At 73.3% G+C, this 12105-nt stretch carries 12 protein-coding genes; 4 read left to right on the forward strand and 8 right to left on the reverse strand.

Translation table 11 applies throughout. The features are described 5' to 3' along the window. Positions 1-141: 141 nt before the first annotated feature. From G7072_RS14495 to G7072_RS14515, 5 genes are all read right to left on the reverse strand, one after another. A complete protein-coding gene (locus G7072_RS14495; protein ID WP_166087545.1) occupies positions 142-3153 on the reverse strand; it encodes a UPF0182 family protein in 3012 nt (1003 codons plus the stop codon). Continuing rightward, complete coding sequence (locus tag G7072_RS14500; RefSeq protein ID WP_240916966.1) at positions 3150-3773, reverse strand: PPA1309 family protein; 624 nt, start codon at positions 3771-3773, stop codon at positions 3150-3152. Before G7072_RS14500 ends, G7072_RS14495 begins: the two co-directional genes overlap by 4 nt. Then, positions 3770-4828: a PDZ domain-containing protein gene (locus tag G7072_RS14505; protein WP_166087547.1), complete on the reverse strand. Its 1059-nt coding sequence runs from the start codon at positions 4826-4828 to the stop codon at positions 3770-3772. Before G7072_RS14505 ends, G7072_RS14500 begins: the two co-directional genes overlap by 4 nt. A 134-nt stretch (positions 4829-4962) precedes the next feature. After that, positions 4963-5190 carry a hypothetical protein gene (locus G7072_RS14510; protein WP_166083601.1) on the reverse strand — a complete coding sequence of 76 codons (228 nt, stop codon included), beginning with the start codon at positions 5188-5190 and terminating at the stop codon, positions 4963-4965. A gap of 45 nt (positions 5191-5235) precedes the next feature. Continuing rightward, entirely contained in the window at positions 5236-5703 is a 468-nt protein-coding gene (locus G7072_RS14515; RefSeq protein ID WP_166087549.1) for a molybdenum cofactor biosynthesis protein MoaE, read from the reverse strand. 52 nt (positions 5704-5755) lie between these two features. Between G7072_RS14515 and G7072_RS14520 the strand changes: the two genes are divergently transcribed. Together G7072_RS14520 and G7072_RS14525 are read left to right on the forward strand one after the other, a co-directional pair. Beyond that, positions 5756-7246: a zinc-dependent metalloprotease gene (locus tag G7072_RS14520; RefSeq protein WP_166087551.1), complete on the forward strand. Its 1491-nt coding sequence runs from the start codon at positions 5756-5758 to the stop codon at positions 7244-7246. After that, complete coding sequence (locus G7072_RS14525; protein ID WP_166087553.1) at positions 7243-7809, forward strand: NUDIX hydrolase; 567 nt, start codon at positions 7243-7245, stop codon at positions 7807-7809. The genes G7072_RS14520 and G7072_RS14525 overlap by 4 nt, the downstream gene beginning before the upstream one ends. On the opposite strand, the gene G7072_RS14530 is transcribed toward G7072_RS14525, so the two are convergent. From G7072_RS14530 to G7072_RS14540, 3 genes are all read right to left on the reverse strand, one after another. Next, positions 7762-8403 (reverse strand): M48 family metallopeptidase, encoded by a 642-nt coding sequence (locus G7072_RS14530; RefSeq protein ID WP_346766208.1) that lies wholly within the window; start codon positions 8401-8403, stop codon positions 7762-7764. The genes G7072_RS14525 and G7072_RS14530 overlap by 48 nt on opposite strands. 46 nt (positions 8404-8449) lie before the next feature. Next, positions 8450-9496, reverse strand: a complete 1047-nt coding sequence (locus G7072_RS14535) for a PHP domain-containing protein (RefSeq protein ID WP_166087555.1) — start codon at positions 9494-9496, stop codon at positions 8450-8452. Positions 9497-9818: 322 nt separating this feature from the next. Further along, the gene (locus tag G7072_RS14540) at positions 9819-10637 is read right to left on the reverse strand and encodes an enoyl-CoA hydratase-related protein (RefSeq protein WP_166087557.1); all 819 of its coding nucleotides are present in this window, start codon (positions 10635-10637) and stop codon (positions 9819-9821) included. Between the two features lie 176 nt (positions 10638-10813). On the opposite strand from G7072_RS14540, the gene G7072_RS14545 reads away from it, so the two are divergent. Both G7072_RS14545 and G7072_RS14550 read left to right on the forward strand, forming a co-directional pair. Further along, the gene (locus tag G7072_RS14545; RefSeq protein ID WP_166087559.1) at positions 10814-10972 is read left to right on the forward strand and encodes a DUF5679 domain-containing protein; all 159 of its coding nucleotides are present in this window, start codon (positions 10814-10816) and stop codon (positions 10970-10972) included. A 136-nt stretch (positions 10973-11108) separates the two neighbouring features. Beyond that, positions 11109-12077, forward strand: coding sequence for a TOMM precursor leader peptide-binding protein (locus tag G7072_RS14550; protein ID WP_166087563.1), 969 nt, complete (start codon positions 11109-11111; stop codon positions 12075-12077). Positions 12078-12105 lie beyond the last annotated feature (28 nt).

Raw genomic sequence — 12105 nt, forward strand, 5'->3', positions numbered from 1 at the left:
CAAACGTTACTAGGGCCAGCGCCAGGCTCCAAATCGAGCCGTCGTGAGGCTGGACACGGCACCGGCCCGCCGCGACCGCGCGGGTGCACGGTCGTCGACGGGCCGGGGTGTCGACGGGCTCGACCACCCTGGTCGTGGCGACTACTCCTCCTCGGAGGCCGCCTGGGCCTGCTTGACGAGTTCCTCGGCCTGCTCGGTGAGCTCCGCGTAGCGCACGGTGTCGCCGTCGGTCAGGGCCTGGTCGGCCTCGGCGAAGGTGTCGACGGCCTGCTGGAGCAGGTCGAGGACCTCCGGCGACAACGTGCCGGTGCCGCCGCTGTCCTCGCCGCCACCGTCACCGGTGTCAGTGCCACCTCCGGTGTCCGAGCCGTCCTCGTCGTTGCCGCCCGTGTCCTCCTCGGTCAGCTCACCGGACTCGAGCACGTCGTTCAACGCCTCGGTCAGCGTGGTGCCGAAGCCGGCGTTGCGGCCGAAGGAGGCCAGCACGAACTGCAGCACCGGGTACGAACCCTCACCGGTCTCCTGCAGCGCGTAGACCGGCTGCACGTAGAGCAGACCACCGCCCACCGGCAACGTCAGCAGGTTGCCGTCGAGGATCTGGGAGTTCTGCTTGATCGGCAGCAGCGCGTCCTGGATGTTCGCGTCGGCAGAGAACGTGTTCGCGATCTGCGACGGGCCCTGCACCTGGGTGGTGTCGGGCAGGCGCAAGATGCGGAACTGGCCGTAGTTCTCGTCCCGCGCGTCGGAGTTCACCGCCACGAACGAGGCGAGGTTCTGCCGGTTCGTCGGGGTGAAGACGCTGGTGAGCGAGAAGACCGGGTCCTCGACCGGTAGGTCGGCGGTGTCCGTGGCGTCCTCGCTGGTGGCGTCCTCCTCGGTCGCGGGAGCCGGAGGCATCTGCACCGAGAGCCGGTACGGCGGCTGCATCTTCACGGTCTCGGCCGGGTCCTCGGGCACCTGCCAGCGGTCGGTGCCGCGGTAGAACTCCTGAGCCGCGGTGACGTGGTACTGCGCCAGCATGTAGCGCTGGGTCTTGAACATGTCCTCGGGGTAGCGCAGGTGCGCGGCCAGCTCGTCGGAGATGTTCTCCCGCGGGGTGACGGCGTCGGGGAAGACCGCCTTCCACGCGTCGAGGATCGGGTCCTCCTCCCACTCGTAGAGGACGACCTCGCCGGTGTAGGCGTCGACGGTGGCCTTGACCGAGTTGCGGATGTAGTTGATCTGGTCGGTCGGCAGCGTGACGTACGACGTCGAGCTGGTCAGCGCGTCGCTGGTCATCTCCTGGAACGACTCGCGCTCGGCGTTCGGGAAGCGGTCGGTCGTGGTGTAGCCGTCGAGGATCCACTGGACGCGCCCGTCGACCACGGCCGGGTAGGGGTCGCCGTCGACGGTCAGCCACGGCGCCACCTTCTCCACCCGCTCGCGGGGCGTGCGCTCGTAGAGCACCTGCGAGCCCGAGTTCACCCGGTTCGACAGCAGGAAGTTGGGCTCGCCGAACTTCAGCGCGTAGAGCACCTTGTTGACGAAGCCGCCCACCGGCACTCCGGTGCCCTTCTCGGTGTCGAACGTCGTGTTGCCACGCTCGCCCGAGGCCTCCTCGGGGATGTCGAGCTCGACGTCCGGGTCGCCGTCCTCGGCCTTGCCGACCACGGAGTACTCCGGGCTCTTCTCGCCGAAGTAGATGCGGGGCTCGTAGCCCTGGTCGGTCAGGTCGGACAGCTCACCGCGCGGAGGCAGGTCCTCCTCGGCCCACGGCGGCTCGTCCGGGTTCGACGGGGTGCCGCCGTCGGCGGTCCGGTTGTTGCCGAACGCCGCCACCAGCCCGTAGCCGTGGGTGTAGACGGTGTGCTCGTTGGCCCAGTTGCGCTGGTCGTCGACCAGGCCGTCCTGGTCGAGCTCGCGCACGCCCATCACGAGGTCGCGGGTCTCGCCGTTGATCTCGTAGCGGTCGACGTCGAGCACCGGCGCGACCGAGTAGTAGCCACGCACCTGCTGCAGCTGCTCGAACGCGGCGCTGGTGCGGGCCGGGTCGATCAGCCGGATGCCGGGCAGCGAGTCGGCGCTCTTGCGCAGCTGGTCCTTGGTCACCGAGACGGTGGCGTCGTACTGCTGCTCGGCCACGTCGTCGATGTTGTACGCCGCGCGCGTCGCCTCGATGTTCGCGGCCAGGAACCGCTCCTCCTTGTCCGGCTCGGACGGCTTGACCTGGAACTGCCACACGATGCCGGGCCACACCGCACCCAGCAGCACCGCGGAGAGCACGAGCAGGCCGAGGCCGGCGCCGGGCAGCAGCCAGGTGCGGCGGAAGACGTTGGCGAAGAACAGCAGCGCGCAGATGAGCGCGATGAACATCAGGATGTTCTTCGACGGCAGGATCGCGTTGAAGGCGGTGTAGTTGACGCCGGTGAAGCGCCGTCCCTGGTCGGTGGTGAGGTCGAAGCGGTCGAGCCAGTAGTCGACGGCCTTGAAGAGCACGAAGAGACCCAGCAGCACCGAGAACTGCACCTGCGCGGCACCGGAGACCTTGTCGGTGCGCGACTGCAGGGCGATGCCGCCGAAGAGGTAGTGCACGACGATCGCGGCGACCAGGCCGAGCACCACGGTCATCATCGCGAAGTTGACGACGTAGTGCAGCCACGGCAGGTCGAAGACGAAGAAACCTATGTCACGGTCGAAGTACGGGTCCTCGGCGCCGAAGTCGCCGCCGTTGCGCCACAGCAGGAAGGAGCGCCACTGTCCGGCGGCCGAGCCGCCGGCGACGAGCGCCAGCAGGCCGGCGACGGCGATGACCACCCACGCGCGCAGCGGCTCGACGACCTCGCGGTAGCGCTCGAGGTTGGCCTCCGACGGCATCGCGCGGAACGGCGGCCGGTGCCGGAAGGCCAGGACCACGTTGGCGGCCACGAAGCCGCCCATGACCAGGCCGAAGCCGATGAACAGCAGCACCCGGGTGGTCAGCACGGTCGTGAAGACGTCACCGAACCCGACGCTGTTGAACCACAGCCGGTCGGTCCACAGCCCGGTGAAGGCGGAGAGGACGAAGAACCCGACCACGAGCACCACGGCGGTGATGCCGAGGGCGCGGGAGCGCTGCGGGCGCGGGGGCGGCGCCGTACGCCGGGGAGGGGTCGGATCGTCGAAGAGGCCGCTCACTGTGTGTCAACTCCGTCTGTCGAAACGTCGGCCAGTGTGGCCTGCAACAACTGTAGGAGGGCCGGCACAAGGTCCGGCCCCTCGATCACCGCGACGTCGTCGTCGTGCTCGCGCAGCCGCAGTGCGCAGAAGGTGGTGCCGGCCCGGGTCGCACCGGCCACCATCCGCACCTCCTGGCGGTCGGGGTGGGCGGCCGCGACCTCGGCCGCCTCGGCCGGGTCCTCGGGGAGGTCCTCGGCCCCGGGGGGCAGCACCAGGCGCTCCACGACGACCGCGGTGCCGTGCACCTCGTCGGGCCACATCACCTGGTGGAGCAGGTCCTCCAGGGGCGTGTCGGCCGGCAGCTCGTCCTGCTCGATCGGGGTCAGGCTGCCGGTCAGGTCGGCGTCGGGGTCGACCCCGATGGTGTCGGCCAGACCGGGCTCGTTGGCCAGCAGGTCGGCGGTGTGGACGAGCGCGAAGAGTCGCGCCGGCTGGTCCCAGCCCGCACCCGCGGCGTGCTTCTCGATCTCCAGCACTGCCCCGCGCAGGGCCAGGTCGACGGCCGGCGTCAGCGTCTCGGGCCCGGTCGTGGGCTCGGTCGGGTCCGGGGACAGGACGGGATCGGTCGGGTCGCTCATGCGGTGCACCTCGGCAGCTCGGCGTCAGGGTCGTCTCGGTAGGTCTCCAGCGCCTTCACGGCGCTGCTCATCGTGTCGGCTCGTACGAGCCGGATCTCGCTGTCGTCGACGTCGGCCTCGAGCGCCTCGCCGCAGTTGTCGGGGGGCACGAGGAACAGCTCGGCCCCGGTCGCCTCGGCGCCAGAGATCTTCTGCTGGATGCCACCGATCGGGCCCACCGAGCCGTCGGCAGCGATGGTGCCGGTGCCGGCCACGTCCGCGCCGCCGGTCAACGAGCCCTTCGTCAGGGTGTCGTAGACGGCCAGCGAGAAGATCAGCCCGGCGCTCGGCCCACCGATGCTGTCGCTGATGCCGATGCGGACGTCGAAGGGGAAGTCGTAGCCGGTGCCCACGAGGATCCCGAGCATCGCCCGGTCCGGGTCGTCGGGAGCCGCCACCGTGGTGACCTCGAAGGAGCGGGTGCGCCCGCCTCGGCGTACCTCTCCGGTGACGGTGTCGCCCGGCTCGGCGCGTCCCACGGTGCGGAACACCTGGCGCACGTCGGTGACCGGGTCGCCCTCGAGGGAGACGATGCGGTCGCGCGGCTCGAGCTCGCCGTCGGAGGGGCCGTCGGGGGTGATCCCGGAGACCTCGGCGAACCTCGGCAGGTCGAAGCCGAGCTCCGCCAGGGCCGCGGCCACCGCGGTGTCCTGGCTGTTGACCATCTGCGCCGCGGACTCGGCCTGCTCGTCCTCGGCCGTCGTGTCGTCGGGGTAGACCGCCTCGTAGGGCAGCACCGCGGTGTCGCGCGCGAACCACCCGCCGAGCGCCCCCAGCAGGTTGAATGCCCGCTCGGGCTGGGTCACCAGGACGGTCGTCAGCCGAAGGCTCCCGTCCGTCGGGAAGGTGCGCCGTCCCTCGACCTCCACGACCGGCTCGCCCTCGCGGGTGCCGAGCACGTCGACGGTCGGGCCGGGCGACTCCCGGACGTAGGGCACGGACACGGCCGCGACGGTGATCCCCAGCACGAGCACCAGACCTGCGGCGACCAGCGTCGCGAGGGTGTGGCGCGTCATGCCCTCACCCTCTCATCACGCCCAACGCGCGGGCCCGGACGGTGGGCCGGACGGTCGGTTCGGCCGCTGGTCGAGCCGGCCGCTGGTCGAGCCTGTCGCTGGTCGAGCCTGTCGCTGGTCGAGCCCGTCGAGACCTACCGCGACGAGGGACGGACGGCGATGCCGGTGCTGCGGTCGGGCTTCGCGACCGGGCGGGGCTTGCCGGCGGCCGGGTGCTCACGTGCCATGGCGGCGGCGAACTTCTCGTAGGCCTCCTCGGAGCGGCCGCGCGGCTCGCGCTGCGGACGTCCGGCCCAGGTCGCCCACAGCATGGCGAGCACGAGCACGCCGCCCGCGGGCGCCAGCCACCAGAGGATCTCCACCCCGTCAGGCTAGGGCGCCACGACGGCCATGGACGGGAGGCACGCTCACGGCGTGCCGACCCACTCCTCGCCGCCGTCGGAGAAGACCTGGTGCTTCCAGATCGGCACGGTGGCCTTCAGGTCGTCGATGAGGTCGCGGGAGGCGTCGAAGGCCTGGCCGCGGTGGGGTGCGGCGGCCGCCACGACGACGGCGGCGTCGCCGATGGCGAGTCGCCCGACCCGGTGGACGGCCGCGACGGCCGTGACCGAGTGGCGCTGCGCGACCGCCTCGACCACCTCGCGGAGCCGGTCGAGGGCCGAGGGGTGGGCCGAGTAGTCGAGGTGGTCCACCGCCTGGTCGCCGTCGTGGTTGCGCACGTTGCCCACGAACAGCGTCACGCCGCCGGCGGCGTCGTCCTCGACCGCTGCGAGCACCTCGGCGACGTCCAGCGCGGTCTCGCGGATGTCGACGAGGCGTACGACGGCGCCCGCCTCGGTGGGCGAGGGAGGCGGTGCCGGGGCGTGGGGCTCCATGGGGTGAGCCTAGGGCGGAGCGCCGCGACGGAGCACGAGTACCGTGGGAACCATGGTGAACGACCCCGCTCCTCGCCCCGGTGACGACGACAACGACCCGTCGGGAGAGCCTCAGAACCCCTTCAAGGGCACGCCCTTCGAGCAGCTCTTCTCCGCCTTCGGCGGTGCGGGCGCCGGGGGCGCGGGCGGTGGGGCCGGCATCCCAGGCTTCGGAGCCTTCGGGACGCCCGGCGCCGGCGGCATGCCGGACCTCTCCGCGCTGCTGGGCCAGATGCAGCAGCTGCTGCAGCCCCACGACGGCGCGGTCAACTGGAACCTCGCGCAGGACCTCGCCCGCCGCGGCGTCGCCGACTCGCCCGACCCGTCGGTCGGCGCCGCCGAGACCGCCCGCATCGCCGACGCGCTGCAGCTGGCCGACGTGTGGCTCGACGCCGTGACGGACCTGCCCAGCGGGGTCACCTCCGCCGCGGGCTGGAGCCGTGCGGAGTGGATCGAGCAGACCCTGCCGGTCTGGAAGAAGCTCGTGGAGCCGGTTGCCGAGCACGTGGTCGCCGCCATGGGCAACGCCCTGCCCGCCGAGGCGAAGGCCATGGCCGGGCCCCTGATCGGGCTGCTCGGACAAGCCGGGAGCGCCATGTTCGGCAGCCAGGTCGGTCAGGCGCTGGCCGGTCTCGCCGCCGAGGTGCTGAGCTCCTCCGACATCGGCCTGCCGCTGGCGCCCGTGGGGAAGGCCGCGCTGCTGCCGACCAACATCACCGCTTTCGCCGACGGGCTCGACGTGCCCGCCGACGACGTCCGTCTCTACCTCGCCATCCGCGAGGCGGCCCACCAGCGGCTGTTCGCCCACGTGCCGTGGCTCAACGCGCACCTGCTCGCCGCCGTCGAGGACTTCGGGCGCGGCACCACCATCGACGTGGCCGGCATGGAGTCGAAGATGTCCGGGCTCGACCCCACCAACCCCGCCGCCATCCAGGAGGCGCTGGCCGGTGGCCTCTTCGAGCCCGAGAAGACCCCCACCCAGCAGGCCGCGCTGGTGCGCCTCGAGACGATCCTGGCGCTGGTCGAGGGCTGGGTCGACGAGGTCGTCAGCCAGGCCACCGTCGACCGCATGCCCAACGCGGCCAAGCTGCAGGAGATCGTCCGCCGCCGGCGCGCTGCCGGCGGCCCCGCCGAGGACGCCTTCGCCGCGCTCGTCGGGCTCGAGATGCGGCCCCGTCGGCTCCGCGACGCCGCCACGCTGTGGGGCAGCCTCCGCTCGCGCCGCGGTGCGGAGGCCCGGGACGCCATCTGGGCCCACCCCGACCTGCTGCCCACCGCGAGCGACCTCGACGACCCGTTGGGCTTCGGCGAGAACCCCGAGCTCGAGGAGGCCGCCAACTCCTTCGACGACGACTTCGACGCCGCGCTGGCCGAGCTCCTCGACGAGGAGGGCGGTCGCGGCAAGCGCGACGACACCGACGGCACCGACGGCACCGACGGGTCGGGCGGTGCGGACGGCTCAGGCGAGGACCCCGGTCCGGGCGACGCCCCGCGACCCGCGTGAGCGCAGCCGGCGACGCGCACCCGCGCGCCCTGGCGCTGCTGCGCGCTTGGACACCGCCCGACGCGGACCAGGAGCGTCTCCGCGCCGAGTACGTCGACCTCCTCGCCCGGCGCACCGACGGCCTCGACCGGTCCTGCCACCCCGACCACCTGACGGCGAGCACGCTGGTCGTCTCCCCCGACGGCGGCCAGGTGCTGCTGACGTTGCACGCCAAGGCGGGCGAGTGGTTCCAGCTCGGCGGGCACGTCGAGCCCCGCGACCGTGACCTCGCGGCGGCGGCGCTGCGCGAGGCCACCGAGGAGTCGGGACTGACCGAGCTGGGCCAGGTCGACCTCGACCCGGTCCCGGTCCAGCTCGACGTCCACGAGGTGCCGTTCTGCGGCGGCCCGGGGACGCGCCACCTCGACGTGCGGTTCGTGGCGGTCGCCGACCCCGCGGCCGAGACCGCCGTCAGCGGCGAGTCGTCCGACGTGCGGTGGTGGCCGGCCGACGACCTGCCGAGCGACGAGGCGTCGCTAGAAGAGCTGGTCCGGCTCGCCCGGGTCCGGCTCCGTCAGCTCTGACGGCCCTGACGGCCCTGACGGCCCTGACGGCCCTGACGGCTCCTCGCCCGTCTCCGGGGCCGGCCAGCGCTGCGCGTGGGCGTAGCCCTCGAGGTAGCCCTTCGCCTTCTCGGCCTTGGGGTGCCGATCGGCCAGCTCCCAGAACGCGGCGCTGTGGTCGGCGACGAGCAGGTGGGCCAGCTCGTGCAGCAGCACGCAGTCGACGACGTACGCGGGCATGCCCTGCAGACGCGACGAGAGCCGGATGGTGCCGTCGGCCGGGGTGCAGGAGCCCCAGCGCTGCTGCTGGTTGTCGACCCAGCGGACGCTGGTGGGGCGGGCGCGACCTCCGAGGTGCTCGCGCGAGAGCAGCCGGGCGCGCTCGGCGAGCTCCTCGTCGCCGGGACGGCGGCGGCGGTCCTGCTTCTCGAGACGCGCGATCATGGTGGTGACCCACTCACGCTCCTCGGCGCGGCTGAGACGCGCCGGCACCAGGACCACGACGGAGCCGTCCTCCTGGCGGTAGGCCGAGACCGTCCGGCGCCGCTTCGCGCTGCGCCGGACCTCGACGGAGACCCCGTCGACGTCGTACCCGACCGTGTCCATGCCCTTCATGGTCGCACCCTAGGCAGCGCCGCCGACACGATGACGCGCCCGTGGCTCACGCCCGCTTGGCGGCCCAGGCGAGGAGCTCGTCGAGCGGCCAGGTGGTGACGACGCGCTCCAGCGGCACGCCCAGCGCGGCCACCCGGGCGGCGCCGTGGTCGAGGAAGTCGAGCTGTCCCGGCGCGTGGGCGTCGGAGTCCACGGAGAACACGCAGCCGATCTCGACGGCGAGCGCGAGCAGGTCGTCGGGCGGGTCCTGCCGCTCGGGCCGGCTGTTGATCTCGACCGCGACGTCGTGGTCGCGGCAGGCGGTGAAGACAGCCTCGGCGTCGAACTCGCTCTGCGGCCGGGTGCCCCGTCCGCCGGTGACCAGCCGGCCGGTGCAGTGCCCGAGCACGTTGGTGCGCGGGTTGCGGACCGCGCCCAGCATGCGGCGGGTCATCGGGCCGCGCTCCATGCGCAGCTTGCTGTGGACCGAGGCGACGACGACGTCGAGGCGACCGAGCAGCTCCTCGGTCTGGTCCAGCCCGCCGTCGTCGAGGATGTCGACCTCGATGCCGCGCAGCACGCGCGTCCGCTCCCCCTGCGCGCTGAGGTGGCCGTTGACGGCCTCGAGCACGTCGAGCTGCCTGGTCAGCCGCGCGGCGCTCAGGCCGTTGGCGACCTTGAGCCGGGGCGAGTGGTCGGTCAGGGCGACGTACTCGTGGCCGAGCTCGACCGCGGTCATCACCATCTCCTCGATGGGCGAGCCACCGTCGGACCAGTCGGAGTGGGTGTGCAGGTCGCCCCGCAGGGCGGCGCGTACCTCGGCGCCGCCCGGTGCCAGTGGGCCGGCCCCGGTCTCCAGGTCCGCGAGGTACGTCGAGGTCTGCCCGGCCAGCGTCTCCACCACGACCGCCTCGGTCGCCTTGCCGATCCCCTCGATCTCGCGGAGCGACCCGGCGTCGGCGCGCCGCCGCAGCTCGTCGGCGTCGAGGCCGAGCAGCGCGGCAGCGGCGCGACGGAAGGCCTTGACCTTGAACGTCTCGGCCTGCCGGCGCTCGAGCAGGAAGGCGATCCGACGCAGCGCGGCGACCGGGTCACCGGGAGGAAGCGGCTGCACGCGTCACCTTTTTTCCCTCCACATGCCCGGATCGACCGTCGGTGCAGGTCACGCGGGCGAGTCGTCTGCAGCCCGGGCGTGTCCTCCCCACCATTCTGCACGGGTCCGCCCGGCGCGTTCCACAGGCCTCCGCGTGTCCTCCACACGTTCTCCACAGGGTTATCCACAGAGGTGGAAAGTCAGGCGTTGACGGCGGCGCCGCCCCTGCCTAGGTTCGACGCAGACGAGGCCCCCGGCCGACTCGGCCCGTCACGGGCAAGGGGAAGGCACGTGACGAATCGAGCAGGGCGGGGGCCTCGACGTCTGTCCCGACGCTCGTCGCTCAGCGCCCGGTGAACTCCGGCGCCCGACGCTCGCCGGCCGCCCGCACCCCCTCCTGGAGGTCCTCGGTGGCCAGGGTCGTGGCCTGCGCCAGCGACTCCCACTCCAGGGCGGAGGCGAGGTCGGCGTGCCCGCCGTCGCGCAGCGCCACCGTGGTCAGCCGGCTGGCGACCGGCGCCGTGCCGGCGACCTGGCGCGCCGTGGCCAGCACCTCGTCGAGGAAGGTCGCGTCGGGGACGACCCGGGACACCAGCCCGATCCGGTGCGCCTCCTCGGCGTCCACGGAGCGCCCGGTGAGCAGCAGGTCACGGGCGTGCGCCGGACCCACGACCTCCGGCAGCGTGTGGGTGGCGGCCATCCCGGGGTGCATGCCGAGCCTGACGAAGGGCACCGACATCCGGGCCGACGCCGCGGCGTAGCGCAGGTCGCACGCCAGGGCGAGGCAGAGCCCGGCGCCCACCGCGGGCCCGTTGAGCGCGGCGATCGTCGGCACCTGGATCTCACGCACGGAGAGCCAGGCCCGGTAGAAGGCCAGCATCCGGGCCCGCAGCTCGTGGACGGCGGCGTCGGGGTCGCCGGCGATCCAGCGGGGGTCACCGCCCGAGCAGAAGGCGCTGCCGGCGCCGGTCACGACCACGACCCGCACCTCGGGGTCGCGCGCGAGGCCGGCCATGGTCGCGGCCCACGCGGCGGTCATCGGCGCCGACATGGCGTTGCGCTGGGCGGGGTTGTCGAGCGTCACCAGCACCACGCCGTCGTCGGGCCGGTCGACGCGCAGGTGGGTGGGGTCGTCAGGGAGTCGGTCCGGGGAGGCGTCCATGGCCCGGATGCTAGCCGCGGCGCGCCGAGGGCTCCCGGGGTCGCCGGTGCGCGGTTCGGGCGCCCGCTGGGCGTAGGGTCGCAACCGGCCGTCAGCGCGGCACCGGCGGGTGTTCCCGAGACTGCTCGCCGCGAGGAAACGGACCCGGCGTGGTCCACAACGAGAGAGGGTCCGTCATGGCAGAGACCTGGAGCGGCGAGTTCTACTGCGTCAAGTGCAAGGAGAAGCGCCAGGCCGACGGCGAGGTCAAGGTCAACGAGAAGGGCACGCGGATGGCCAAGGCCGTCTGCCCCGTGTGCAGCACGAACCTGAACCGCATCCTCGGCAAGGCCTGATCCCCCGGGAGGCCCCGAGAGCTGACGGGCGGGACCGACGGGTCCCGCCCGCGCCGCTCGCTCGCCGCCGGGCCGGTTTCCCTCCACCTGTGGAGAGCCCGGAGCGTCACGGCACCGCCCGCGGCAGGGTGCCGGCATGCACCCACTCCTGCTCCCCGGCACGCACGTCCTGCGACGGCCCGACGGGGTCTTCCAGCTCGGGCTCGCCCCCACCGAGGCGGTCCGCCTCGAGCACGAGGACGCGGGCGGACGACTCGCCCCGGTCGACGGCAGTCCCGGTCTCGCCGAGTCGCCGGCCCTGACCGCCCGGCTCGTCGCGCAGCACGCGGCGGCCGCCGACGACGCCCACCTGCGCCGCGCGCTGGCGCCCGACCGGCCCGAGAACCGGTGGCAGCGCCACACCATGGCCTCGCTCTTCCGCGACGCCCCCGCGCTGATGGCGGCCCGGGTCGACGAGCGCGGCACGAAGCGGATCCGCGTCCGGGGGTTCGGCCACCCGCTCGACGAGACCCTGCGCACCGACCTGCTCGACCTCCTGCGGCGCGCCTCGCTGACCCCTCACGGCCCCCGACCCAGCGGCCCGCCGGCCCGGCACGCGCTCCCCACCGAGCCCGTCCACGTGCTGCTGGGCGTGGGTGAGCCCAGCCGGAGCCTGGTCGACCCGCTGCTGCGCGAGGCGGTGCCCCACCTCGTCGTCCGGCTGAGCGAGGGCGCCGCGCTGGTGGGACCGTTCGTGCTGCCCGGGCTGAGCCCCTGCCTGCGCTGCCTCGACGCCCACGTCAGCGAGGACGACCCCGCCTGGACCCTGCTGGTCGAGCAGTACTCCCGGGCGGCCCGCCGCGGCGACCGGGCCGACGGCGTGCCGGAGCCCGTCGACGCCGTCCTCGCCGCGCTGGCGGTCGCCTGGGCCGCGCGCGAGGTCGCGACGTACGCCGAGGGTGGGACGCCGGAGACCCTGGGCGCGACCGTGCGGCTGAGCCCGCGCACGGGCGCGACCACCACCCGGCGCTGGGAGGCCCATCCCCACTGCGGCTGCGCGTGGCGGACCCAGGCGTCCGACGTGCCCGCGCCGCCCCGGGGGGACGACGCGCGACCGGCTCGTTGAACGGTGTTCATCATCTGCCCACCCCCGG

Source organism: Nocardioides sp. HDW12B, from assembly GCF_011299595.1.
Taxonomy (GTDB): Bacteria; Actinomycetota; Actinomycetes; order Propionibacteriales; family Nocardioidaceae; genus Marmoricola_A.

Excerpts from the sequence above, each read along its gene's own strand:
- G7072_RS14540 (WP_166087557.1), bottom strand. The coding sequence starts at position 10,637 with ATGGACGCCTCCCCGGACCGACTCCCTGACGACCCCACCCACCTGCGC.
- G7072_RS14505 (WP_166087547.1), bottom strand. The coding sequence starts at position 4,828 with ATGACGCGCCACACCCTCGCGACGCTGGTCGCCGCAGGTCTGGTGCTC.
- G7072_RS14515 (WP_166087549.1), bottom strand. The coding sequence starts at position 5,703 with ATGGAGCCCCACGCCCCGGCACCGCCTCCCTCGCCCACCGAGGCGGGC.
- G7072_RS14550 (WP_166087563.1), top strand. The coding sequence starts at position 11,109 with ATGCACCCACTCCTGCTCCCCGGCACGCACGTCCTGCGACGGCCCGAC.
- G7072_RS14500 (WP_240916966.1), bottom strand. The coding sequence starts at position 3,773 with ATGAGCGACCCGACCGATCCCGTCCTGTCCCCGGACCCGACCGAGCCC.
- G7072_RS14530 (WP_346766208.1), bottom strand. The coding sequence starts at position 8,403 with ATGAAGGGCATGGACACGGTCGGGTACGACGTCGACGGGGTCTCCGTC.
- G7072_RS14545 (WP_166087559.1), top strand. The coding sequence starts at position 10,814 with ATGGCAGAGACCTGGAGCGGCGAGTTCTACTGCGTCAAGTGCAAGGAG.
- G7072_RS14520 (WP_166087551.1), top strand. The coding sequence starts at position 5,756 with ATGGTGAACGACCCCGCTCCTCGCCCCGGTGACGACGACAACGACCCG.